This is a genomic window from Pseudovibrio sp. JE062, assembly GCF_000156235.1.
Taxonomy (GTDB): Bacteria; Pseudomonadota; Alphaproteobacteria; order Rhizobiales; family Stappiaceae; genus Pseudovibrio.
Genome location: NZ_DS996806.1, coordinates 485714 through 508386, shown reverse-complemented (window position 1 = coordinate 508386; position 22673 = coordinate 485714). Strand labels below are relative to the sequence as shown.

Below are 22673 nucleotides of genomic sequence, written 5' to 3'. Positions count from 1 at the left end.
TTTTGATTCCAACGGGACAATAGGTTGGTAGTTAGGCTCGGGCAAGCTTTAGTAAGAATTTGCTGCCAATAAAGTAGTGTCCAATGGATAATTTACCAATCACAATTAGTTTTTTTCACAATACCAACCCTAACCTGCATAATTTCTGGCGTAACAGGCAACTCCCATTAAGAGGACACCATCGTGGAAGAACTCATCAGAACAACAGACCCGGTCCTCATCTCTCATCTTGAAGCCCTGCTGGGAGAAGCAGAAATCATCTACTTCGTCGCCGACACCAACATGAGCATTCTGGATGGCTCACTTGGCTTTCTTCCGCGCCGGATCATGGTTGAGGCCGATCGATTAGACGAAGCCTGTCAACTTATGCGCGATGCAGGTCTCGAGCACTACCTAAAAGACGCGTGAAAACTTCTCGTTAGATAAACAATAGGGATTGCATGAAAATCGGCAGCCTGTATCAGTGCCTTATTGCATTTATTTGATCCGGCACCGCCATGACCAACCCAGAAACACCTGAAGCACCACAGCCAACCACGAAGGACAAGTTCCTTGGTGGGAAAGTTATGGTGGAACAGCCAGCCAAAGGCCGCCATCGCGCCGGGCTGGATGCAGTGTATCTGGCTGCCTCCCTACCGGAAAGCACAGCGGGAACACTTTATGATCTGGGCACCGGCGTCGGCACCGCAGCATTCTGCGCCGCTCATCGTCTGCCTGCAATCAAAGCCGTGGGTGTAGAGGTCGACCCTGTGACTGCAGCGCTGGCCCGCAAAGGTCTGTCCCTGCCGGAAAACGCCAGTTTCGCAGATCGCGTGTCTATTCTGGAAGCCAACCTCACCGCCAAGGGCAGCATTCGCCACCAAAGCGGACTGGGCTCATCCATCGCAGATCATGTGATCATGAACCCGCCCTACTACGACAGCACCCGCTTCCGCGTCACGCCTCAGTCAGACCGCGCACCGGCGCATGCTCTGGATGAGCGCGGTATCGAGCCGTGGATCAAAACCGCCAAAGACCTGCTGAAGGATGGCGGCACGCTCTCCATCATCTTCAGAGCAGACGGACTGCAGGACCTTCTTGGCCCAATGCAACGCCGCTTCGGCGCGATCGACATTATCCCGATCCGCCCAACAGCAGACGCTCCAGCCACCCGCATCATTGTGCGCGCTGTGGCTGCCAGTCGGGCTCCGTTGCAGATCCTGCCAGGCTTCACCTTGCACGAAGAAGCTGGCGGCGCCTTCACTGCCCAAGCCACAACTGTGATGCGCGATGGCAAGGGCCTAGGCCTCACAAACCGCTAGAACACGCAGGCCGTTCATCTGGCAACAATCCGCTTTCAATATACGTTTTTCTCCCTATTATGATCGGGGTGCGCAAATCAAAGCGCGGCGAAACATAAGACAGGGCGGGAGCGGATTATCTATGAGCGGCAAGGTTGATCTACCAAACTCCATTGAGGAAACCCTCACGCTCTTAAGTTCGGGCGGGTATCTGGCAGATCGTGCGCTCGCAACCGTGCTGCACCTGTCTTTACGCATGCAACGCCCGCTGTTTCTGGAAGGTGAAGCAGGCGTCGGTAAAACCGAGATCGCCAAAGTCCTCGCAGCCACCCTCAACCGCCCCCTCGTCCGCTTGCAATGTTACGAAGGATTGGACATCTCCTCCGCCGTCTACGAGTGGAACTACGCCGCGCAGATGGTTGAAATCCGCATGGCGGAAGCGGCTGGCAGTGTGGACCGCGAGAACCTCAACACTGCACTTTACAGCCCTCGCTTCCTCATCAAGCGCCCTGTGCTTCAGGCGCTGGAAACCACGGAACTTGGCGCACCAATCTTCCTGATCGACGAACTGGACCGCACCGATGAAGCTTTCGAGGCATTCCTGTTGGAAGTGTTGGCAGACAGCCAGGTGACCATCCCGGAACTCGGAACTATCAAATCCGAAGAACCGCCGATCACCATCATCACCACCAACCGCACCCGCGAAATCCACGACGCCCTGAAACGCCGCTGCCTCTATCATTGGGTGGACTACCCAACCGCCGAGCGCGAGCTTCAGATTGTGCAGACCAAACTGCCAACAGCAGCAGCCACGCTTTCAGCACAAGTCGTCGCCTTCGTACAAAAGCTGCGCGAAGATGAGGCCCTCTTCAAAAAACCCGGCGTTGCTGAAACGCTGGACTGGGCCACAGCCCTCACTGAGCTACAAGAAGTTGCACTGGATCCGGAGATGGTCTCAGACACCTTGGGCGTGCTGCTCAAGTATCAGGAAGATATCGACCGCATCAAAGGCTCCAGAACCCGCGCAATCCTTGATGAGATCCGCATGGAAGCCAACTCACAGGCCACCATCGCTGGCAGCATGCCTGCCCCAACCGTGTAGCCTCACCTGATGCAGGACGACTTCGCTCCCTCTCCCCGCCCACCGCATGGGCGCATCACGGAAAACATCGTCCACTTTGCCAGAACCCTGCGCAAAGCAGGCCTGCCTGCGGGGCCATCCTCTGTGGTGGATGCAGTAAGCGCGGTCACCATCAATGGCATTGAGAACAAGCAGGACCTCTACTGGACCCTGCACTCCGTCTTCGTCCATAAACGCGACCAGCAGCCCGTCTTTGACGAAACCTTCCGCCTTTACTGGCAAAGCAAAGGCCTCGTCGAAAAGATGCTGGCCCTCCTCTCTCCCGTTGCTCCAGCCGGACAACGCGAACCGGAAAAACCACGCGCCGCCCAATCCCGCGTTGCCAATGCGTTTGAAGCCAACAAGCAGCGCGAGGCGAAGGAAACCAAACCGCTGGTGGAGGTCGACGCCCGCTTCACCGTCTCAGAAAAAGAAGTCCTGCAAAAGAAGGACTTCGCCCAGATGACAGCTGAGGAAATCGCGGAAGCCCGCAGATCCCTCGCTCATCTCACCATGCCAGCCGATCAGGTCAGATCCCGCCGCTTCAAGCCGGTGCACTCCCACACCATCGGCAAGCAGGTAGATGCGCGGCGAACCATGCGTGCCACGCTGAAGGCAGGCGGTTCCATCATCGACCTCAAGCACAAGGCACCGGCACAAGTCCATCCGCCCGTGATTGCCCTCTGCGATATCTCCGGCAGCATGAGCCAGTATTCCCGTATCATGCTGCACTTCCTGCATGCCCTGTCAGAAAAGCGCAAAACCCATACATTTCTGTTTGGCACACGGCTCACCAACATCACCCGCGCCCTGCGCATGAAAGACCCGGACGAAGCCCTCGCTGCTTGTACCGATGAGGTGGAAGACTGGTCCGGCGGCACCCGCATCGCCAGCTCCCTGCAAACCTTCAACCGCGCCTGGCTCAGACGCGTCTGCCACGGCGGGCCAATCGTCCTGCTCATCACGGATGGTCTGGAGCGGGAAGCGTATGATGAGTTGTCCGTTGAGATGGATCGTCTCCACAGATCTTGCAGACGGCTCATCTGGCTCAATCCGCTGCTGCGCTACGATAAGTTCGAGGCCAAAGCCCGCGGAATTCAGGCGATACTGCCGCATACCGATGAGTTCCGGGCAATCCATTCGCTGGATGCGGTCAAAGATCTTTGCCTCGCCCTGAATGACAAGCGCATAAATAGTACATATGATGCCACGCAGAGATTCCTCTAGCGTGTATCTCCGAAAAGTGGGAACCGGTTTTCGGATAAAGATACGCTTGAACATAAGTTCCTGACAATCCTTCAGCTCCGCTGCACTAACTCGCAGAGAGCCCAACCATTCCGTCAGAGCCGATGACATTCAAAGTACTTCTGCACATTGTAAAAACAGTCTCAGCAATCTACGCCAAGCGGTTCAACATCAACCGTGATGAGATCTGGTATCTTGCCAAACTTCAGGAAGAGCTCGGAGAGCTGACGGCCGCCCATATGAAGGCAACCCGTCGTGGCCGCTCCGGTTCTGCAACCCCAAAAGAGTTGCACGCCCAGAAAGAAGACGAAGCTGCAGACCTGCTGGCTCACCTTCTGCTCTACGCGGACCGCAACAACCTTGACCTGGAAAAAGCAATCCGCCGTAAGTGGATGGCCCACCTGCCAGCAGAAATCATGGACAAGCAAGTCTGATACAACCTCGTATCAGGCATTGCTAAATCTCCCCCGTCAGCTGCAATCGCAACTGACAGGGTAACTGCGCGCTCATGCGTACTGCGCAACGCCATTGCCGAGCGACCAGTTCTCTTTTTCAACCTCAACCAGATTGATAAAGACATCCTCAGGCCGGATTTGAGGGGTCTCTCCCAGCAGCTCGACAATCCGCCGAAACAGTGCCCTCTTTTGTTCTGAGCTCCGCGTGTTGAGCGTGATCTGGATGAAAACCAGATCCTCGCTTCGGGCGATGTTCAGGTAGGACGCCCCAAAACGGAAGTTGGCGCTCGTGTGCTCGGTAATTACCATAAACTGATTGTCTTCTGGCGCATTCAGCGCATCCCGCATAGCGTGATAGACACCATCAAAGATAGCCTGCCGATAGACATCAGATTTCCCTGAACGCAATGAGATATGGACAAGTGGCATGACGGTTCCTCCTTTAAGTCATGGAGAGAAACCTAGACGCACACCATCCATTTGAATATACAATGCCTAGCGATATCAGTTATTGAACACTTAAATGACAAACCGACCCCTTGATCTCGACGCCGTGCAAACCTTTGTTCGCATTGCAGAACTTGGCAGCTTCACGCAGGCTGCTGAGGTGCTTCAGACAACCCAGTCGACAGTAAGTTTAAAGCTGAAACGGCTGGAAAAGCGGTTGGGTTGCCAGCTGATTGAACGGACACCGCGTTACGTTCAGCTCTCAGCAGAAGGCACCACGTTTCTGGAACATGCCAGAGAACTCCTGAAACAGCACGATCATGCCCTCGCTTCCCTCACCAACACACGTCAACGTCTGACCATGGGCATCAGCGACCACGTTGCAGGGCCAGAACTCCCCCTGCTGATCGCCCGCATGAACGCACAAGACCCGCAGCTTCTCATCGAGATCAGGATTGGCTCTTCAGGCGATCTCCTCAAGAGCTTCGACCGGCAGGAACTCAGCACCGTCATCATCCGCCAACATGAAAGCAGAGGAGATGGTAAACTGATCGCAAATGAGAAGTTCGGCTGGTTTGCCTCACAAAACTGGCAGCCTCGGGCAAATGAACCTCTGCCCGTTGCGACTATGCCCGAGCCATGCGGCGTGCGCATTATGGCCGGGCACTTGCTCGATCAGGCCGGTATTCCGTGGAGAGAGGTCTTCGTTGGCGGTGGCGTGACTGCTGTATCAGCCGCCGTCATGGCCGGTTTGGGCGTCGCAGCCCTCACCCGGCGAATGCTGCCAATCGGTGCCGTTGAAGTTGGAGAGAAACTCGGCCTGCCGGACCTCCCCGCCTTACCAATCATGCTGCATACAAGAGTGCGAGGCGGTAAACCCGAAGAAGCAGTCGCTGCACTCTCGGCAGCGTTCAAAAGCGCGGTGCCGGACTAATGCCTAAGGAACAGAATTTTCAGCAGGAGTGTGGAATGAAGATCATGCTTATCGCGCTATTGTGCTTGCTGTCTTCTCCGTTACCATCCAATGCTCATTTGGAGGTTATTGAACTAAGAACTCCAAAGGACATTCAAAAGATGGCCCAATGTGCCACGCAGTTAACTGGACCAGCACAGTTTGACGCCATTGCGAGGCTTTGGGTCACACAAGAATACGGCAATAAAGCTCGCTACTACCCAATCTCAATCACAAAAAGTGGTAGCAGCTATAAATTGGAATTCATTGTGCGCCTCTCTGAGAGCAGTGTCTCAACAGAGATTGTTGTCACTCCTTGCGGTCAAATCATAAAAAAATCACCGACAAAAAACTCCAAATAGGGCCGGAGCAACTCTACCTCAACACATAGCGTGCCAGTACCATAACCGACACTCAGTCACCTACCGAGCAATGGTGATTGGCTTGCTGTTGCTGGCCAGTTGGCCTTCCCAGCGGTTCCATTCGGTCATACGCATGCTGCCTTTGGCGCGGGAGAAGTTGTCGAACAACACGAGCTCCTGCCCCTTCATCCGCCAGTTGGAAACGAAGAATAGATCCCCATCCATGCAGTGATTGAAGCTGGCAGCAAAGCCTTCATCTTTAGGTTCTGTGCTGAGATTGAGCTGGCAAACGCGGTCATCAGAGTTCAGATAAACCGTCCACTTTCCAACCATATCATCGGCTTTCACTATGGGCTGAGACCTGCGCTCCTCTTTCTTGCCAAGCGCTGCTGCGGCCACAACACCCGCCAGAAACGCCGTTGCAGTTCCCGGATCCACACTGGCCTGCGCTGAACTTGTGGCGATCTCAGTCACAACCGTCCCATCTGCTTTGCGATAGGTTTTGCTTTGCGTGGTCTGGTCCTGCGCCACCACGGCCTGAGTATCGGCAGCGCTGGCAGGTGGCTGCGCTGCGGGTGCTGGCGCGCTATAGGTTTCCCCGCCTCCTCCAGCACTTTGACAGCCAGCAAGCGCCAACAGGCTTGCAGCAACAACAAACTTCCTCATGTCATTCCCCCCAAAGAATACGTTGGGTCTTATTGTCCGTGCCGGATCAGACGAAGCGCAGGATCCCCACCCGCTTTCGCTTCCTTCCAGCTGTCCACCTCATTTTTATGAAAAGACCCGATCACTTCACTTCTGTGATCGTAAAGGACAAGAGCATCCTCTTTTGTGTTCCAAGCCCAAACATTTGGTTTGCCCGAACATACGGAACTTGCTGAATAGTTCTTGCCAAACTGCGCTGTTTTCAGCTGCAACGCGCACGGTTTTTGCCCTTGTTTGCGCACCACAGACCACTTGCCAGCAAGCGCGGAAACAGCAGCCAGCTCTGCTTCGGTTTTTCTGGCGCGTTCAGCAACGGGTTTTTCGTTAGATTTTTTAACCGTCGTCTCAGCCAGTTCCTCAACACTGTCGCTAATGTGCGGCACGCAGCCGGACACGATCAAACAGCTTGAAATTAAAAGGGTTTTGATCCGCATGTAAGCCCCTGACCATGCGCAGACAAACCGCTAAAACGCCCCACATCAGCTGCCTGCACCCATATCCTTCAATCTTCCAATACAGAAAAATTGAATCAAATTGATATTTTACCCTAGTAAACCTGGGAGTGATTTGAACAGACAAAACTCTGAAGTATTCACTATTAAAGTGAGTTCCTCATACGCATCACAGCATACAACACCATGAATACATGAGGTAATTCCTCGAATTACAGAGAGAATATTCCACTATACTGCGGATGAAGGATCATCCTGCTTTAGTAAGCCGGTAAACAGAACCAAAATGCTATCCGGCTTTAATCAGCACTGCGCGTGGCATGTACTGAGCGGCTTTACACCTGAGCAACAGCAGATCATCAGCTGGCACTCAGGCACCGGACTGTTCGCGGTGGGATCGCTCCAGATAACCAGCCAACCTCACCAGTGAGGCCTGCCAACCTCCACGGGTCGCCTCAATCATGTCCGTGCCAACCATGGATATGACCTGAACAGTCACACTAAGCTCAGTGGTACTGCCCTCTCCATTCATAGTAACCGTGATCAAAGAAGCACTCAGCAGCATGTCACCGGTTGAAACCCGCTCGGTAAACAGCAGGAGATCCGGGCGACGAATATCGTGATAACGCGTCTCAACACGAAATCGCAGATCACCATTCTGGCCGCACTGGTGAACGTCCAAACCACCAACGCGAAAGTCATTTTCTAAAAATGCAATGGCTTCATCATCAGAAGGAACGCCCCAAACCGTCCGGGCGTTCGGATCCTCCCAAGCTGCAAACACCTCCTCAGCAGATGCCTCCAGCTTTTCCCGAATGATGATCGTGTCATGTTCAACCGTCTGCCCCATTACTCCCCCTCACACATTGGCTGCAACAACCAAGCCTACGCCGTTTCTCACCTTAGGGAAACAGGGCTATATGCAAAAGAGATAAGAGGCCGGGCCCACTCACACGGCTGAGGTACTATCAAAACATGCGAGGCGTCGCAGAGCCAGCTCACCCTTCTTGAATAGGACGACAGAAAGAACCAGATTTTTGAATGGCTTCCAAAGGCACCAGATTCAGCATGTACTCGTCGGGCTGCGCCTCTGAGTGCCCAAGCGCGACGAACTGATAGACACCATCCAACCAGCACCCTTCCTGCGTAAACTCGGGAAGCTCATAAAAGTCCAGCGACCGCACATCATCCTTAGGGCCGTTGTCATCAAACAGCCACTCAATCACAATCGGAATCGGCTGACCCGTGCTTCTTTTGATCTCGATAAGCTCTTCCCGCAAAGCACTACAATACTGCTCATCCAACGTGCCCAGCTTCACCCGTAGGTGACCCATCAATCCGTGATAGGCAGGCGGCGGATAGGTGACTGTGTAGGTAAAAGGCTCGGCTGGTTCACCTTCGGGCATATCGACGGGCATTGCCGTCACTTCCCAGCGCGGCACAGGTGTTTTGCCGTCACCAGCCTTGCACACCGGCAGATCAATCTGCGCAGCCTGAACGGAACTAAAGCTAACCGCAGTAAAGACAACCAAACACGCCCATAATCTCATCAGGCCTTAATCTCCCAAAGGTGTTGCAAACTCTGACAGTTGAAGCGCCCACAAAGCCGTTATGCGGTTGAAACACTCCATCCCAAGAACCGGTGCCAGTGTTCCCTTAGGGTTCATGGCAAAAGGAATGTTGCAGGCGTTGTTTCGAAAGGCCTTCCAGTTCCGAGTGGATTCAACAAGCTCGGTCTTCGTGGCCTTATTCTCGTTCCGCCTCAACTCCTTTTCAGAGTTCGAAATCATCTTTTCCCAAAGCGCTGTTTCCCGTGAGTAGCATTCCCGCATGCCCATGCTGGTCTGGTCCTGCAACTTCATGGCGCAATGTTCAAACACCTTTCCAATGCACTGGACTCTGTTAGTGAACACAAGCCCCCCTTTTTGCAGGCACTCATGAAACACCTTAATCTCATCAGCTCGTGGCTGGTTCGGCCCTTGAGCAAGGGCAACAGCAGAGGAACTCAAAAACGCGAGAAACACCAGACACCGGATGATCATGGCACACCTTCCAATAGCGCGTATCTCCGGAAAGTGAACACCGGTTTTTGGCAAAGATACGCAAACCAAACGCAAGCAGCTCATATGAAACTGCTTTGGGAAGGCGCTAGTTTACGCCCCGAACCTTAAGCCTACTGTAGGTTTCCGTAGGCAAGCAGTTTCACCCTTAATGGTGTTCTGCCAGCCTCACTAAACTGCAACAAAAAAGGGTTCCGGAGTAACGCCCCGAAACCCTCATAAAACCTGACGATAATCAGGCCTTAAATCTTAGCGGTAACCGTAGGAACCGTCTTTCCACTCGTACCAAACGTAACCTGGCAGAGACACGTCACCCTTCTCGTTGAAGGACAGTTCGCCAAGAACTGTGTCGAACTTGCCTGCGTTCAGCTTTTCTACAACTGCGTCATAGTCGGTGGTGCCAGCTTCAGCAGCAGCAGCCGCCCATGTCTGGATCGCAGCATAGGTGTAAAGTGCGTAACCTTCAGTGGTTTTACCAGCAGCTTCAAGAGCAGCCACAACAGCAGCAGCTTCTTCGTTGTTACGTGGATCCGGTGGGAAGGTCATCAGAGTGCCTTCACCAGCAGGGCCAGTGATGGACCAGTACTCATCAGTCACCAGAGCGTCACCGGAAACCAGAATGGTGTCCATGCCCTGATCAACCATCTGACGCTTCATCAGACCAGCTTCAGTGTGGTAACCACCAACATAAAGAACGTCGACTTTTTCAGACTTCAGCTTGGAAACCAGCGCGGTGTAGTCTTTTTCACCAGCGGTGTAAGCTTCATAAAGCGCTTCCTGCTTACCAGCAGCGTTCATGACAGCTTTGGTCGCATCAGCAAGACCCTTACCGTAAGCGGTCTTGTCGTGGATCACAGCAATGTTCTTGCCGCCGAACTCTGTCGCAAGCGTAGTACCCGCAACTTTACCCTGCTGGTCATCACGACCACACACACGGTAGGTACCAGGACCAGGACGCTCGTCGGTGTACTTCGGGTTGGTAGAAGCTGGGGTGATCTGGATGATACCCTCTTCAGCGTATACCTGAGAAGCTGGGATGGAAGAACCGGAGCAGAAGTGACCAGCCATGAATGCTACGTTTTTACCAACCATCTGGTTCGCAACCGCAACAGCCTGCTTAGGGTCACATGCATCATCGCCAACTTCCAGAACAAGCATCTCGCCGTTCACACCGCCAGCAGCGTTGATGTCAGCAACAGCCTGCTCAGCACCAGCTTTCATCTGCGCACCAAACGATGCGTACTGACCAGTCATTGGGCCTGCAGTAGCAATAACGATTTCAGCCATAGCCGCGCCAGACATTGCCATAGCAGCAACACCGGCAACGCTCGCCAAAAGATACTTTTTCATAAAAAACTCCCCGAGTCAGGTGCATTTCTCAATTGAAATTGAGCGGGAAACGCAACCGTCTCCCACCAGAGCAGGCAAACCCCTCGCCTGCTCAATGCTTCCGACAATGAGACCTCTCCGTACTCATCATCTGGATGCCTAGCCAGAAACTAGTTTGAACCAGAACTGACCGAATGCGCAACAATTATCTAAGTAATTTTGCGAATTAGTAATTATCTTGCTGGCCCGGTTTCAGCTTCCAGCCAAACGGACCTGTCTTCTGATAAAGCCAGCTGTACTGCGTCACCATCTGGTTGGTGCGGGTCACGCGGTAGCTCACCAGCGCAATGCCGATGAGAATGGCGTAGTCCACCACCAGATACTGAATAGACAGCAGCGGCTCTTCAAACAGCGCGAACGACAGAAAACGCATCGCCAGCGACAGCAGGAAGATGAACCAAAACAGGATCGGCAATGGCCGCCATGTGGTCGCAATGGAACGACCTGTTGCAGCAGCTGCCAACCCGCCAAGAACAACAACCAGCATGATAAAGGCAGGCATCGAGCTGCCATAAAGAATACCCATCTCTAAGCCTCCGTCGAGCGCATTCCCGAAAAGTGGGAACCGGTTTTCGGACAAGGATCCGCGCAAAAACAATTCATTAGAGCATGGCTCAAAGTTTCGTCTGTCATAGCCATGCTCTAATGTGCGCCGCCTTCAAGATAAGCCGCTTTCACCTCTTCACGAGACAGAAGCTCCTTACCAGTGCCGGTCATGGTGATTGTGCCGTTGACCATCACGTAACCCCGGTGAGCCAGCTTCAGCGCGTGATACGCATTCTGCTCAACAAGGAACACGGTCAGACCATCGGTCCGGTTCAGCTCAGCAATCGCCTCAAAAATCTGCGACACGATAATCGGTGCCAGACCAAGAGACGGCTCATCCAGCAGAAGAAGACGCGGACGGCTCATCAGCGCACGGGCAATCGCCAGCATCTGCTGCTCACCACCGGAAAGCGTCCCACCGCGCTGCTGCTGACGTTCTTTCAAACGCGGGAACAGCTCAAACGCACGGCGCAGGTCTTCCTCAAAATGCTCGTTTCCAGCAACCATACCGCCCATCATCAGGTTCTCCAGAACCGTCATGCGTGGGAAGATACGGCGCCCTTCAGGAGATTGAGCGATGCCAGTGCGCATGATCTCGAACGTCGGCTTATAGGTGATGTCCTCACCGCAATACGACACCGAGCCATGACGGGCCTGCGGCGTACCGCAAACGGTCATCATCAGGGTCGACTTGCCGGCACCATTGGCACCAATCAGCGTGACGATCTCTCCTTCATACACATCAAGATCAACGCCATGCAGCGCCTGAATCTTGCCGTAGAAAGTTTGAACACCACGAATGCTCAGGAGTGGTTGTTGTGCGCTCATACGATGCCCACCTCCTCTTCAACCTGATCAACTTCATCATCCTCAACACCCAGGTAAGCCGCAATCACGTGCGGATCGTTCTTCACGAACTCAGGGGTGCCATCAGAAATCTTCACGCCGTAATCCAGCACCACAACGTGGTCGGAGATTTCCATCACAACAGACATGTCATGCTCAATCAGCAGAACAGACGTGTCATGCTCTTTACGGATGTATTGAAGCAGAGTGTTCAGCTCCAGGCTCTCTTTCGGGTTCAAACCAGCAGCTGGCTCGTCCAGACAAAGAAGCTCAGGACCGGTACACATGGCACGGGCAATTTCCAGACGGCGCTGATCACCGTAGGAAAGGTCCGCAGCAGGCGCATCAGCCCGATCAATCAGGTCGATCCGCTCCAGCCAGTACTTGGCTGTCTCAATGGCATCCACGTTGGACTTCTTGTAACCGCCCAGACCGAGCAGACCACCAATCGTCCAGTTGGAAGCAACCATCAGCGGATTGTGCTGCGCCACCATCAGGTTTTCCAGAATGGTCATACCGCCAAACAGACGGATGTTCTGGAAGGTACGGGCAACTTTCGCCTCAGCCGTAATCTTGAAGTCCGGCTTGCGCTCCAGAAGATGCTTTTCTCCGTTGGAGCGGTTCATCACCAGACGACCTTCAGTCGGCTTATAGAACCCCGTGATGCAGTTAAACACTGTGGTTTTACCCGCACCGTTCGGTCCGATCAGCGCAGTAATGTCACTGCGCCCAACATTGAAGCTCAGGTCGCCAACAGCGGTCAGACCGCCAAAGCGCATGGTCAGGTGTTCGACCTTCAGAACAGGGTTGTTGTCCCAGGTGCTCATCCGTGGCCCTCCTGAACAAGATCGGCAGATATGCCTTTTGCGTTTTTGGAAAGTGCCACACTCGGCGTTCTGCTGGAAACAAGCCCACGAGGCTTCCAGACCATGATGACAACCATGATCAGACCGAAGACAAGCATGCGATATTCTTCAAACTCACGGAAGAACTCGAAGCCACCGATCATCACAACCGCTGCAATCACAACGCCCATTTGCGAACCGAGACCACCCAGCACCACGATCGCAAGAATGATCGCAGATTCAAGGAAGGTGAAACTCTCAGGAGAAATAAAGCCCTGACGTGTTGCGAAGAAGGAGCCAGCAAATCCGCCGAACATCGCGCCAAGAGCAAACGCTGTCAGCTTGGTGTTGGTGGTGTTGATGCCAAGCGCACGACACGCAATCTCATCTTCACGCAGCGCTTCCCATGCACGACCAATCGGCATTCTGCGCAACCGCATAGTCACAAAGTTGGTGAGCATCGCCATGATAAAGATGAGGTAGTACAGGAAGATAATGCGATGGATACTGTTGTACTTCAGGCCGAAGAAGTCAGCAAAACCGCCTTCACCACGGGTGAACTCTAGGCCAAAGAAGCTTGGACGCGGAATGCCGGAAAGACCGTCAGGACCACCGGTAAACTCGTACCAGTTCAGCAGAACCACTCGGATAATCTCACCAAACGCAAGCGTCACAATGGCAAGGTAATCCCCTCGAAGCCTTAGAACCGGGAAGCCCAGAATGATGCCCCAGAACGCAGCCAGAATACCGGCCAGCGGAAGACAGATCCAGAAGGAGAAGCCGAAGTAGTGCGCCAGCAACGCGTAGGAATAAGCACCCACCGCGTAAAAGGCCACATAACCAAGGTCCAGAAGACCAGCAAGACCAACCACGATGTTCAGGCCCCATCCCAGCATCACGTAGGTGAGCACGAGGATGGCAAGGTCAATATACTGACGAGAGCCACGGGAGCCGAGCCAGAACATCAACGCAAATGGAAGCACAACAGCCAGCACCAGCATGCCGTATTTCAGCATGTTCGCACTGCCAGTACCCAAACCACCTTTTGGCAGGAACCCGGAAATCCCGATGCTTGGTGCATCTTCGCGCTTCCAGAAGAACATGTTCAGCAGGAAGCGACCTGCGAACACAACAATCACAGCGGTGGCAACCGCCAGCCAGCGGTGTTCAAGGAAGAGTTCGGCACCACGGCCAGAGGCAACATCAACCTTGAGACCCACCATGACACAGGCCAGTGCAAAGGTAATAACCGCACCACCCAGACTGTCTTTCAGGCTTGCAACAAGCAAGCTATCTCTTTGTCTTGCTTGCATTATACCTTCTCCACCTCAGGTTGGCCGAGAAGACCTTCCGGCATAAAGATGAGCACGATCGCCAGGATCGAGAATGCGGCCACGTCCTTGTACTCAACTGAGAAATAACCGGACCAGAATGTCTCGATCAGGCCAATCAGCAGGCCACCAAGCATCGCGCCCGGCAGGGAGCCAATGCCACCCAGCACCGCAGCGGTAAACGCCTTAACACCAGCAAGGAAGCCAATGTAGAAGTCGACAACGCCATAATAGAGAAGGAACATCAGGCCTGCGACAGCTGCCAGAGAAGCACCCATGACGAAGGTCAGCGAGATGGTGCGGTCGACGTTCACGCCAAGCAACGCTGCCATCTTACGGTCCTGCTCACAAGCACGCTGCGAACGGCCAAGATTTGTGTTGTTGATGAGGTAAGTAAACCCAACCATCAAAATGACGGTGGTCACCACAATCAGGATCTGCACGTAAGACAGGTTGACGATAAAGCCAGAGCCGTCAGCCCCACCATCAGTCAGCTGAAATCCTCCCGAAATCAGCGGCTGTAGTGGTTTGTTTTTCGCGCCTTGAGAAACCTGAACAAAGTTCTGAAGAGCAATTGATGCACCAATTGCAGTAATCAGCGGTGCAAGGCGGAATGAGCCACGCAAAGGCCGATAGGCAATACGTTCTACTGTCCACCCCCAAACAGCAGTCAGAGCCATGGCCACCACAAGAACGAGGGCCAGAGCCAAAATCAAAAGAAGCACCGGTGTAGCGGCAGTAATGCCAAGTGCAACAATTAGAATAAGTGCAACGAAAGATCCGACCATGAAGATATCGCCATGGGCGAAGTTAATCATGCCGATAATGCCATAGACCATTGTATAGCCAATGGCGATGAGCCCATAAATGGACCCAAGCGTCACACCATTGATAAGTTGTTGGAGAAAGTAATCCATGTTTTATTTTGTTCCCCGCATGAGATCAGCTTTTAGTTGCTGTCCAGTCTGAATGCCTCCGAATTCAGACCCCAATATTTTATGGTAAGCCGACCTGTAAGTATATTACCCATACTTATAAGTCCGTATTTTGGAATTTTCCTATTCTTTATGCGTCGCAAACGCATTTTTATTTCATAGAACCCAAAATCTGGACTTATTCCTACTCCCGACAATCCGCTAGGACAGGCTCTGAGATCAGAGCACCACAACCAATGCGTGAATATTTCTCATCCGTAGAATGCCTCTTCCCTATTCTGTAATATATCACAGCTGATGTATACTGACCATATCCAGACAAAAACTGCAAGATGGTACCCGGGATTTTTTGAAGATTTCCAATCTGCCGGCTCGCGAAGGCGTGATTGAGCCTTCTAATTTCTACGAAAATTCCGTATCAGCAAATCACGGCCTCAAAACGAGAGGGAAGCCCTCGGTATATTAATCAGTTTTTAGCAGTAGAACTAGCTTTTCTCAGCAAATGGCTATAACTACTCTAATTGAAATACCTGTCGTTTTTGGGCGACTGAAAAGTACTAATGAATATTGTACAGTGTGAAACACAGATCATATCTGTGGGAATATCTTGGAACGAACTGGATGACGACAGCTTTAACAATGGCGCCCGCTGATAATACGAGCAAAAGTCTGGCCTCTCATGAATTTAGAGAGGCAATGAGTCGTTTAGGCGCTTCAGTTCACTTGCTTGCCAGTGCCGGTTCTGCCGGTCGCGTTGGCGCAACAGTTTCATCTGTCTGCTCTGTGTCAGATGATCCGGCCACCCTGCTCGTCTGCCTCAACCGCAGCGCAAAGGTGAATCAGATCGTCAAAGACAACGGCGTCTTTTCCATCAACACACTTATTCATGACCACACCGATCTTTCCAACGTCTTCGCAGGTCAGGGCGACCTGTCAATGGAAGAACGCTTCGCAAAAGGAAGCTGGGGCACTCTGGCAACAGGAAGCCCGATTTTGGAGAGTGCACGCGTCAGCTTTGATTGCCACATTAAAGAAGTGACTGAAGTTGGCACGCACTCTGTTATATTCGGCGAGGTGGTCGCAGCACGTCTGGGTGAATTTGCACCTGCTCTGATCTACCTTGATCGGAACTATCATTCCGTCTGAATTTGGTCCTAAGTTCCCATTTCGGAACTAGGCCTACAGCAATAAAAGAATTTTCTGCACCAATCGCGATGGACCTGTCGCGGTTGTGCATCTGCATATTTCGACATTGATTTAGGGAAAAACGATGACACCAGCACCGCGCAATCTGATAACCGACGTTCCGGGATTGAAGGTCGGCAATGCCCATTGCGAGAAGACCAAGTCCGGTGTCACGGTTCTCATACCCGACGAACAAGCCGTCGCGTCCGTCGCCATCTTGGGTGGCGCGCCAGGCACCCGCGATATCGCTCTTCTGGAACCAGAGCAGACCGTCAATGCCATCGACGCCCTCGTGCTGTCCGGCGGCTCCGCATTCGGGCTGGATGCAGGCAGCGGCGCACAGGTGCGACTGGCAGAACTCGGCAAAGGTTTCAAAGTTGGCAGTGCAGTCATTCCAATTACCCCCACAGCTATTCTATTCGATCTCCTCAACGGGGGGGATAAATCCTGGGGCAGAAAACCAGTTTACCGTGAGATGGGCATCGAAGCGGTCGACAACGCTGGTGAAGATTTTGAGCTCGGCTCAGCAGGCGCAGGCTTTGGCGCTACCACCGCCGACCTCAAAGGCGGCCTCGGCTCCGCCTCCCTCTCCCTGCCCCGCGGCGGCACAGTTGGCGCCCTCATCGCGGTAAACGCATTAGGCCGTCCCACTATCGGCGACACGCCATACTTCTGGGCCGCTCCAAGCGAGCAAAACGGGGAATTCGGCGGTCTCGGCTGGCCAGCAGAAATGCCGGGCATGGATCGTACCGTGCAAACCAAGTTCACTCTGGGCACAATCGATCTGTCCCCAAACACCAACACCACCATTGGCATCGTTGCCACTGATCTGATCCTCACCAAATCTGAGGCCAAACGCATCGCCACCGCCGCCCACGACGGTTATGCCCGTGCTCTCTGGCCGGCACACACTCCAATGGATGGTGATCTGCTCTTCGTGATCTCAACCGGCCAACGCAAGATGCAGGACCCGATGGTCGAGCTGCTCGAGCTCGGCGCCTACGCCGCTCAGACCGTCTCCCGCGCCATCGCCCGCGGCGTCTACAATGCGACGGAGTACCCTGGTGACACAGTACCAACATGGAAGAGCCAACACGGATCACGGTAGATTTGAATTCCGTATCCTGATATTTCCGTTAAGGTAAAGCTCACATAGCAACGCAAGCAAACCCATAAAAACGCAAGTTTGCGCAAAACAACGCAAATCGACGCAAACCGGTATAATGTGCTGGAGTTTTGGATCGAGCTCACCAGAGATGGGAGCCGGTATTCAAGGCAGATGTGCTCTCTTGAATAAGTGCCGAAAGGCAAAAAAGATGCGCCGCCTCTGGTGTTGGGGGCAGAGGCGACGCGGGGGAGCAAAGGACGGAGTGTTGCGGTAAATATACGCCGCCCTTTGCGTATCTCGGAGGTCTTCCCGGTTTTAGGTAACCGGGAAGACCTTTTTCCTATGCCGGTTCCGGCTCAGCCTTCTGACCGTCAGAAACTTTTTCTTCCAGTTTTTTCAGAGGCTTGTCTGCTTCACCTTTACCTGCACCCTTTGTTGGATGAATGCGGTAGAAGATGATGAACAGCAGCGGAACAGCAATCAGTGTCAACACAGTCGCAAACGCCAGACCACCCATAATGGTCACAGACATACTCGCGAACATCGGATCAACAATCAGCGGAGCCATACCAAGGATCGTCGTGATCGCCGCCATAGACACCGGACGCAGACGAGACACACTCGCACGAACCACAGCGTCAAACCGGTCTCCACCTTCTTCAAGCTGAAGGTCGATCTCTTCCAGCAGCACGATCGCGTTCTTGATCAACATGCCTGACAGGGACAGCACACCAAGGATCGCCATGAAGTCCAGCGGCAGACCTGTACCCAGCAGACCAATCACCACACCGTTGACAGACATCGGTACGATCAGCCAGATGATGAGTGGTTCCCGAACCTTAGAGAACAGCAGGATGGAGATAACAATCATCACAAGGAAGGTGACTGGTACCTTACTCCCCAGCGATTCATTCGCATCCTGAGAGTTTTCGTACTCACCACCCCACTCCATGGAATACCCATCCGGCAGCGGAACAGCTTCAATCGCACCCCGAATTCGGGCATGAGCAACCGACGCCAACTCATCCGGCGCACTCGCTCCAAGCACACTCAGCGTCTTCACACGGTCCCGGCGACGGATCAGAGTATCTTCAGCCACGGTAGAAATACCGGAGGTGACCTGATCAATCGGCACGTACTTGCGCTGCTGAGAACTCCAAACCAGAGTGTTTACAAGAGCTTCAGAGGCAGTCTCACCTTCACCACGCTGACGCTTCACGATGATCGGAATGTCTTCATCCAGATCACGATAGCTACCAGCACGGATACCGTCAGAGGTAAACTGGATTGCAGTAGACAGATCCTGACGAGTGATACCAGCAATACGCGCACGCTGTTCGTCGAACTTCGGCTGCATCACCAACTCACGCTCACGCCAGTCAGTACGCACATCACTCAAGCGATACTGAGGATCTTTAAAGATCGCCATCATCTCTTCAGAGATCGCCCGCAGAACATCTGCATCCGGACCCGTAATACGCGCCTGAACATCAGCACCGGACGGAGGACCAAACACCAGACGTTCGGTATAAACCTGTCCCTGAGGCAGCTCCTGAACACCGAACTCGCGGATCTTCAAAGCCAAATCATCAATGATGTCAGTGTTTTCAGTGCGTACGATCACCTGACCATAGTTGGAGCTTCCATCCTGAGCAGAGTATGTCAGCATGAAGCGGGTCGCACCCTGACCAATGAAGGTATTGGTAGAAACAACACCCGGCAGAGACAGGATCTCGTTCTCCAGCTTCTCCATATCACGCGCAGTCGCATGAATGTCAGTCCCATGCGGCAGCCAGTAGTTCACATAGAACAGCGGCGTTGCAGAGTTCGGGAAGAAGGAGTTTCCAACAAACTGGAAAGACCAGAAGCAAACTACAGTCACACCGATCAGAGCCGCCAGAGACAACCAGCGCAGTTTCAGGGTCAGAACCAGAATCTTACGGAACAGTGTGTAAAGAACACCACGGTACGGATCATGCTCATCACCAGAGATGGTAGCCATCTTGAAGAAGTACTTACCAAACAGCGGTGTAACGAGGATCGCGAACAGCCAGGACATCAGCAGGGAGATACCAACAACCGCGAACAGGGAGAACATGAACTCACCCGTACTGTCGCTGGAAAGACCGATACCTGAGAACGCCATGATGCCGATAACAGTTGCACCCAGCAGTGGCCACTTGGTCTGCTCAACAACAGTCGACGCAGCTTTGATAGGCCGCATACCGCGCTGCATGTTGATCATCATACCTTCAGCAACAACGATCGCGTTGTCTACCAACATACCCATGGCGATCACGAGAGCACCAAGCGAAATACGCTCAAGCTCAATACCACCAAGTTTCATCAGCAGGATAGTTGAAAGCACGGTCAGCAGCAGAACAGAACCCACCACAACAGCAGCACGCCAGCCCATGAAGATGCCGAGCACCACAATCACGATGGAAACAGACATCACAAGGTTCCACACGAAGGAACCAACAGCCTGATCAACCACACGGTGCTGTTCGTAGATCGGGATGATTTCCATGCCAACTGGCAGGTTCGCACGCAGTTCGTTCAGATGCGCTTCAACGCCCTGACCGACAGCCACAATGTTTGTGTCTTCAACAGCAGCTACGCCAAGGGTAACAGCGCGCTGTCCGTTATGACGAACCAGAACACTTGGGTTTTCAGGCTCTTCGACAGAAAGCGTAGCCACATCAGACAGGCGTACCATCGCAGTAGAACCCGGATTACCAATCACCAGATCCTGAATGCTGCGATAGCTGTCAAAGGCGGAAACAGTTGAGATGCGAATGCGCAGATCACCGGAAACCGTGGTACCGTTCGCCTGAATAGCATTCTCTGCATTCAGCACGTTCTGCACGTCAGCAATAGTGATACCCAGCTGTGCCAGACGGTCCTGATCCATCGCAATGACGATCTCATCTTCAGGCGCACCAAGGATGGAAACCTTCGCAACATTGTCGACAGTCAGCAGTTCACGGCGCAGTTCCTTGACGGTCTTACGGATATCCCGGTTGGAGTATCCATCAGCTGTCAAGGCATAGTACATGCCGAACACATCACCGAAGCTGTCGTAAACAATCGGAGTGCGAACACCGCTTGGCAGGTTCGGCATCTCGTCGTTCACTTTGCGACGCAGCTCATCCCACACCTGTGGCAGCTCAGTACCGTCATAGATGTCTTTCATCTCTACCTGAATACGTGAGAGACCCGGCTCAGAGGTACTGCGAACTTCCTTCAGCTGGGGCATCTGCTGAATGGCACTTTCGAGCCGTTCAGTAACTTCTTCTTCTACTTCCGCAGCGCTCGCACCCGGATAGGAGGTGATCACCTGCGCTTCTTTAATTGTAAATGCCGGATCTTCCAGTCGTCCAATGCCGCCTAGAGCCCAAATGCCACCAAGAAGAGCAATCAGGACAACCATCCAGACATTGACCGGCTTCTCAATTGAGTAGCGTGCAATATCCATTTCAAAAACTCCTAGACGCTACTCTTACAGCTTCGGCACGATCTGCTGGTTTTCACTCAGATGGCTCACGCCTGCTGTCACGATCATTTCACCGTCCTTCAGGCCGGAGAGGATCGGAATGAAGCCACCAAGCACGGTGCCGAGCAGAACCTTACGACGACCAACGCGCTTTTCACTCTCATCAACAACCCAAACGTACGAGCTCTTGTCTGGCGCAGAACCAATAGCAGAAGTCGGGACGAAGAACGCAGTAGCACCTGCTGCATCAAGACTGTTGAGCTTCACTTTCACGCTGGCAGTCATGCCAGGGATGATGTTGAAGCCAGCATCATTGTCCATCGCCAAAGTCACACGGTATGTCTGCGCAACCATGTCAGCTTCAGTGCTGTGCTCGCGGTATTCCAGCGGAAACACTTTGCCCGGATGAGATGGGAACTCAGCGGTCATTTTCAGCATGGAAGACTCTGTTGCCTGAGCAAACAGTGTTTCTGGTACGTTGATGTCGATACGAACTTCACTCACGTCCTGTACGCGTGCGATGCTGGTACCAGCATTGATGATCGCGTAGTTGTCGAGCGTACGGGAAGTAACAATTGCGTCGTATGGGGCCACAATCTTTGTGTAACCAAGGTTTTGCTTGGCACGATCAAGGGTCACTTCAGCAAGGTCAAATGCAGTTTTTGCGTTATCGTACTGACCTTCAGAAATAACCTGCTTGTCTTTCAACGTTTCAAAACGCTGCAAGTCTTTCTTCTTTTGCTCATAGTTGACCTGAGCTTCACGAAGAGCATTCTCATAATCGGTTGGGTCAAGCGCAGCAATCAAATCGCCCTTTGCAATGCGCTGTCCTTCAACGATTGGCAGTTCGACAAGCTGGCCGGATACCCGGAATGCCAGATCAACGGTCTGAACCGCATCAACACGTCCAGTAAAGTTACGTGTGAAGAGATCATCAACCTCAGAAACGACCATGACACGAGCAGGGCGCGGCGCTACCGTTTTAGGTGCTTCCGCAATTTCCTGCTCCTGACAGCTTGCAAGCAGCAGAGCAAGTGCCCCAACAAAAATAGGCGCGCCCAGGCGTCCTATTCTACTTTTTCCGCTTATTTTCTGCATTTTACCTTAGTTTCCAGCTTCAGCGTTCAATACGGCGTGTCGGGAGTTCTGGGAGGAAATTTCCAACACGCGATCAATAAGTTCATCGATTTCACCAGCACTGCAGTGTTCAATGTCCAGAGCCTGGCGATAATAAAGTCCGTCAATAATGAGCAAACACATGTGCCCCAACACCGGGTCACTGATTTCACTGCTGATTGCTCGACCGAACTCAGTGCTCATATCCTGAAATTCAGCAACCAATTCAGGCTCTTGGGCAGCAAGAGCAAACAGTGCTTTAGGTGCGGTCTTCTCTCTATATTCCTTATAGATCTGAAAGCTTGCCCTCAAAATTGGGCAGGCCACCCCCTGCTCTGTCAGCTTGTCACTCAACGCGTAAGTCCGTTCCCGAACTTCGGTCACAACCCGGCGGATCACCCCAAGCAAAAGCTCTTGCTTGCTCCGGAAATTGTAAAGCACTCCGCCTTTGGACATGCCGGCCTCAGCCGCCACGGCATCAATGGTCAGCTTGCGCGTCCCTTCAATGCAAACCAGACGCTCGACCGCATCCAGAATATGTTCCGCTGTTGTTTCCACGTTGGTATCCCTCTCCACTCTCGGAGCCTTGTACCGTCTGGTCGGTTTCTGTACCGTCCAGTCGGTTTTTGTACCGTCCAGTCGGTTTTAGAGGAAGACCAAAAAAAAGACAAGTTCGAATTTTGAGAAAATCGAGATAGCTGCCCGTAGGAAACCGCATAGCAAGAAAAAGATCACGTAACTGTGACTTGAAACACAAAATGCCGACCCCATAGGGATCGGCATTTGTTGATTTTCCGC

Annotated in this window: 24 protein-coding genes; 9 read left to right on the top strand and 15 right to left on the bottom strand. The window is 53.0% G+C overall.

All coding sequences use genetic code 11. The features are described from left to right. Window positions 1-183 precede the first annotated feature (183 nt). The 5 genes from PJE062_RS06675 to PJE062_RS06655 all read left to right on the top strand — a co-directional run bounded on the left by PJE062_RS06675 (window position 184) and on the right by PJE062_RS06655 (window position 4079). Window positions 184-408, top strand: coding sequence for a DUF2007 domain-containing protein (locus tag PJE062_RS06675; protein WP_008547375.1), 225 nt, complete (start codon window positions 184-186; stop codon window positions 406-408). An 89-nt stretch (window positions 409-497) separates the two neighbouring features. After that, the gene (locus PJE062_RS06670) at window positions 498-1301 is read left to right on the top strand and encodes a tRNA1(Val) (adenine(37)-N6)-methyltransferase (RefSeq protein WP_008547529.1); all 804 of its coding nucleotides are present in this window, start codon (window positions 498-500) and stop codon (window positions 1299-1301) included. A 121-nt stretch (window positions 1302-1422) separates the two neighbouring features. After that, window positions 1423-2382 carry a MoxR family ATPase gene (locus tag PJE062_RS06665; protein ID WP_008547967.1) on the top strand — a complete coding sequence of 320 codons (960 nt, stop codon included), beginning with the start codon at window positions 1423-1425 and terminating at the stop codon, window positions 2380-2382. A 9-nt stretch (window positions 2383-2391) separates the two neighbouring features. Then, window positions 2392-3627 (top strand): VWA domain-containing protein, encoded by a 1236-nt coding sequence (locus tag PJE062_RS06660; RefSeq protein ID WP_008547790.1) that lies wholly within the window; start codon window positions 2392-2394, stop codon window positions 3625-3627. Between the two features lie 122 nt (window positions 3628-3749). After that, the gene (locus PJE062_RS06655) at window positions 3750-4079 is read left to right on the top strand and encodes a hypothetical protein (protein WP_008547434.1); all 330 of its coding nucleotides are present in this window, start codon (window positions 3750-3752) and stop codon (window positions 4077-4079) included. Window positions 4080-4151: 72 nt separating this feature from the next. Here the strand turns inward: PJE062_RS06655 and PJE062_RS06650 are convergent, their stop codons facing one another. After that, window positions 4152-4529: a tautomerase family protein gene (locus PJE062_RS06650; protein ID WP_008547913.1), complete on the bottom strand. Its 378-nt coding sequence runs from the start codon at window positions 4527-4529 to the stop codon at window positions 4152-4154. A gap of 94 nt (window positions 4530-4623) precedes the next feature. Between PJE062_RS06650 and PJE062_RS06645 the strand changes: the two genes are divergently transcribed. Continuing rightward, complete coding sequence (locus PJE062_RS06645) at window positions 4624-5481, top strand: LysR family transcriptional regulator (protein ID WP_037036201.1); 858 nt, start codon at window positions 4624-4626, stop codon at window positions 5479-5481. A 35-nt stretch (window positions 5482-5516) separates the two neighbouring features. After that, a complete protein-coding gene (locus tag PJE062_RS06640; RefSeq protein WP_008547389.1) occupies window positions 5517-5861 on the top strand; it encodes a hypothetical protein in 345 nt (114 codons plus the stop codon). Window positions 5862-5921: 60 nt separating this feature from the next. On the opposite strand, the gene PJE062_RS06635 is transcribed toward PJE062_RS06640, so the two are convergent. The 11 genes from PJE062_RS06635 to PJE062_RS06585 all read right to left on the bottom strand — a co-directional run bounded on the left by PJE062_RS06635 (window position 5922) and on the right by PJE062_RS06585 (window position 14952). Further along, entirely contained in the window at window positions 5922-6527 is a 606-nt protein-coding gene (locus tag PJE062_RS06635; protein ID WP_008547819.1) for an AprI/Inh family metalloprotease inhibitor, read from the bottom strand. A 29-nt stretch (window positions 6528-6556) separates the two neighbouring features. Further along, a complete protein-coding gene (locus tag PJE062_RS06630) occupies window positions 6557-7000 on the bottom strand; it encodes an AprI/Inh family metalloprotease inhibitor (RefSeq protein ID WP_008547421.1) in 444 nt (147 codons plus the stop codon). Window positions 7001-7388: 388 nt separating this feature from the next. Then, window positions 7389-7868 (bottom strand): SRPBCC family protein, encoded by a 480-nt coding sequence (locus PJE062_RS06625; protein ID WP_008547414.1) that lies wholly within the window; start codon window positions 7866-7868, stop codon window positions 7389-7391. Window positions 7869-8016: 148 nt separating this feature from the next. Continuing rightward, the gene (locus PJE062_RS06620; protein WP_008548058.1) at window positions 8017-8568 is read right to left on the bottom strand and encodes a hypothetical protein; all 552 of its coding nucleotides are present in this window, start codon (window positions 8566-8568) and stop codon (window positions 8017-8019) included. A 6-nt stretch (window positions 8569-8574) separates the two neighbouring features. After that, a complete protein-coding gene (locus PJE062_RS06615; protein WP_008547466.1) occupies window positions 8575-9060 on the bottom strand; it encodes a lysozyme inhibitor LprI family protein in 486 nt (161 codons plus the stop codon). A gap of 267 nt (window positions 9061-9327) precedes the next feature. Next, window positions 9328-10428, bottom strand: coding sequence for a branched-chain amino acid ABC transporter substrate-binding protein (locus tag PJE062_RS06610; protein ID WP_008547633.1), 1101 nt, complete (start codon window positions 10426-10428; stop codon window positions 9328-9330). Between the two features lie 205 nt (window positions 10429-10633). After that, window positions 10634-10993 (bottom strand): DUF6867 family protein, encoded by a 360-nt coding sequence (locus tag PJE062_RS06605; RefSeq protein WP_008547540.1) that lies wholly within the window; start codon window positions 10991-10993, stop codon window positions 10634-10636. A gap of 116 nt (window positions 10994-11109) precedes the next feature. After that, window positions 11110-11841 (bottom strand): ABC transporter ATP-binding protein, encoded by a 732-nt coding sequence (locus tag PJE062_RS06600; RefSeq protein ID WP_008547419.1) that lies wholly within the window; start codon window positions 11839-11841, stop codon window positions 11110-11112. Next, window positions 11838-12686 (bottom strand): ABC transporter ATP-binding protein, encoded by an 849-nt coding sequence (locus PJE062_RS06595; protein ID WP_008547498.1) that lies wholly within the window; start codon window positions 12684-12686, stop codon window positions 11838-11840. Before PJE062_RS06595 ends, PJE062_RS06600 begins: the two co-directional genes overlap by 4 nt. Then, window positions 12683-14017 carry a high-affinity branched-chain amino acid ABC transporter permease LivM gene (gene livM / locus PJE062_RS06590; RefSeq protein ID WP_008547376.1) on the bottom strand — a complete coding sequence of 445 codons (1335 nt, stop codon included), beginning with the start codon at window positions 14015-14017 and terminating at the stop codon, window positions 12683-12685. The genes PJE062_RS06595 and livM overlap by 4 nt, the downstream gene beginning before the upstream one ends. Beyond that, window positions 14017-14952, bottom strand: a complete 936-nt coding sequence (locus tag PJE062_RS06585; RefSeq protein WP_008548160.1) for a branched-chain amino acid ABC transporter permease — start codon at window positions 14950-14952, stop codon at window positions 14017-14019. Before PJE062_RS06585 ends, livM begins: the two co-directional genes overlap by 1 nt. 714 nt (window positions 14953-15666) lie before the next feature. Here PJE062_RS06585 and PJE062_RS06580 point away from each other — a divergent pair. Both PJE062_RS06580 and PJE062_RS06575 read left to right on the top strand, forming a co-directional pair. After that, window positions 15667-16116, top strand: a complete 450-nt coding sequence (locus PJE062_RS06580; protein WP_008547823.1) for a flavin reductase — start codon at window positions 15667-15669, stop codon at window positions 16114-16116. 124 nt (window positions 16117-16240) lie between these two features. Continuing rightward, window positions 16241-17263 carry a P1 family peptidase gene (locus tag PJE062_RS06575; RefSeq protein WP_008547415.1) on the top strand — a complete coding sequence of 341 codons (1023 nt, stop codon included), beginning with the start codon at window positions 16241-16243 and terminating at the stop codon, window positions 17261-17263. A 340-nt stretch (window positions 17264-17603) separates the two neighbouring features. On the opposite strand, the gene PJE062_RS06570 is transcribed toward PJE062_RS06575, so the two are convergent. Genes PJE062_RS06570 through PJE062_RS06560 form a run of 3 tightly spaced genes read right to left on the bottom strand, consistent with a single transcriptional unit; the run spans window position 17604 to window position 22433 of the window. After that, the gene (locus tag PJE062_RS06570) at window positions 17604-20741 is read right to left on the bottom strand and encodes an efflux RND transporter permease subunit (protein WP_008548025.1); all 3138 of its coding nucleotides are present in this window, start codon (window positions 20739-20741) and stop codon (window positions 17604-17606) included. A 24-nt stretch (window positions 20742-20765) separates the two neighbouring features. Continuing rightward, window positions 20766-21857 (bottom strand): efflux RND transporter periplasmic adaptor subunit, encoded by a 1092-nt coding sequence (locus PJE062_RS06565; RefSeq protein WP_008547368.1) that lies wholly within the window; start codon window positions 21855-21857, stop codon window positions 20766-20768. Window positions 21858-21863: 6 nt separating this feature from the next. Next, window positions 21864-22433 carry a TetR/AcrR family transcriptional regulator gene (locus PJE062_RS06560; protein ID WP_008547377.1) on the bottom strand — a complete coding sequence of 190 codons (570 nt, stop codon included), beginning with the start codon at window positions 22431-22433 and terminating at the stop codon, window positions 21864-21866. Window positions 22434-22673: the final 240 nt, after the last annotated feature.

What these genes read in the sequence shown, in the direction of transcription:
- PJE062_RS06670 (WP_008547529.1), top strand. Translation starts at nt 498, where the DNA reads ATGACCAACCCAGAAACACCTGAAGCACCACAGCCAACCACGAAGGAC.
- PJE062_RS06665 (WP_008547967.1), top strand. Translation starts at nt 1,423, where the DNA reads ATGAGCGGCAAGGTTGATCTACCAAACTCCATTGAGGAAACCCTCACG.
- PJE062_RS06660 (WP_008547790.1), top strand. Translation starts at nt 2,392, where the DNA reads ATGCAGGACGACTTCGCTCCCTCTCCCCGCCCACCGCATGGGCGCATC.
- PJE062_RS06655 (WP_008547434.1), top strand. Translation starts at nt 3,750, where the DNA reads ATGACATTCAAAGTACTTCTGCACATTGTAAAAACAGTCTCAGCAATC.
- PJE062_RS06650 (WP_008547913.1), bottom strand. Translation starts at nt 4,529, where the DNA reads ATGCCACTTGTCCATATCTCATTGCGTTCAGGGAAATCTGATGTCTAT.
- PJE062_RS06645 (WP_037036201.1), top strand. Translation starts at nt 4,624, where the DNA reads ATGACAAACCGACCCCTTGATCTCGACGCCGTGCAAACCTTTGTTCGC.
- PJE062_RS06640 (WP_008547389.1), top strand. Translation starts at nt 5,517, where the DNA reads ATGAAGATCATGCTTATCGCGCTATTGTGCTTGCTGTCTTCTCCGTTA.
- PJE062_RS06635 (WP_008547819.1), bottom strand. Translation starts at nt 6,527, where the DNA reads ATGAGGAAGTTTGTTGTTGCTGCAAGCCTGTTGGCGCTTGCTGGCTGT.
- PJE062_RS06630 (WP_008547421.1), bottom strand. Translation starts at nt 7,000, where the DNA reads ATGCGGATCAAAACCCTTTTAATTTCAAGCTGTTTGATCGTGTCCGGC.
- PJE062_RS06625 (WP_008547414.1), bottom strand. Translation starts at nt 7,868, where the DNA reads ATGGGGCAGACGGTTGAACATGACACGATCATCATTCGGGAAAAGCTG.
- PJE062_RS06620 (WP_008548058.1), bottom strand. Translation starts at nt 8,568, where the DNA reads ATGAGATTATGGGCGTGTTTGGTTGTCTTTACTGCGGTTAGCTTTAGT.
- PJE062_RS06615 (WP_008547466.1), bottom strand. Translation starts at nt 9,060, where the DNA reads ATGATCATCCGGTGTCTGGTGTTTCTCGCGTTTTTGAGTTCCTCTGCT.
- PJE062_RS06610 (WP_008547633.1), bottom strand. Translation starts at nt 10,428, where the DNA reads ATGAAAAAGTATCTTTTGGCGAGCGTTGCCGGTGTTGCTGCTATGGCA.
- PJE062_RS06605 (WP_008547540.1), bottom strand. Translation starts at nt 10,993, where the DNA reads ATGGGTATTCTTTATGGCAGCTCGATGCCTGCCTTTATCATGCTGGTT.
- PJE062_RS06600 (WP_008547419.1), bottom strand. Translation starts at nt 11,841, where the DNA reads ATGAGCGCACAACAACCACTCCTGAGCATTCGTGGTGTTCAAACTTTC.
- PJE062_RS06595 (WP_008547498.1), bottom strand. Translation starts at nt 12,686, where the DNA reads ATGAGCACCTGGGACAACAACCCTGTTCTGAAGGTCGAACACCTGACC.
- livM (WP_008547376.1), bottom strand. Translation starts at nt 14,017, where the DNA reads ATGCAAGCAAGACAAAGAGATAGCTTGCTTGTTGCAAGCCTGAAAGAC.
- PJE062_RS06585 (WP_008548160.1), bottom strand. Translation starts at nt 14,952, where the DNA reads ATGGATTACTTTCTCCAACAACTTATCAATGGTGTGACGCTTGGGTCC.
- PJE062_RS06580 (WP_008547823.1), top strand. Translation starts at nt 15,667, where the DNA reads ATGAGTCGTTTAGGCGCTTCAGTTCACTTGCTTGCCAGTGCCGGTTCT.
- PJE062_RS06575 (WP_008547415.1), top strand. Translation starts at nt 16,241, where the DNA reads ATGACACCAGCACCGCGCAATCTGATAACCGACGTTCCGGGATTGAAG.
- PJE062_RS06570 (WP_008548025.1), bottom strand. Translation starts at nt 20,741, where the DNA reads ATGGATATTGCACGCTACTCAATTGAGAAGCCGGTCAATGTCTGGATG.
- PJE062_RS06565 (WP_008547368.1), bottom strand. Translation starts at nt 21,857, where the DNA reads ATGCAGAAAATAAGCGGAAAAAGTAGAATAGGACGCCTGGGCGCGCCT.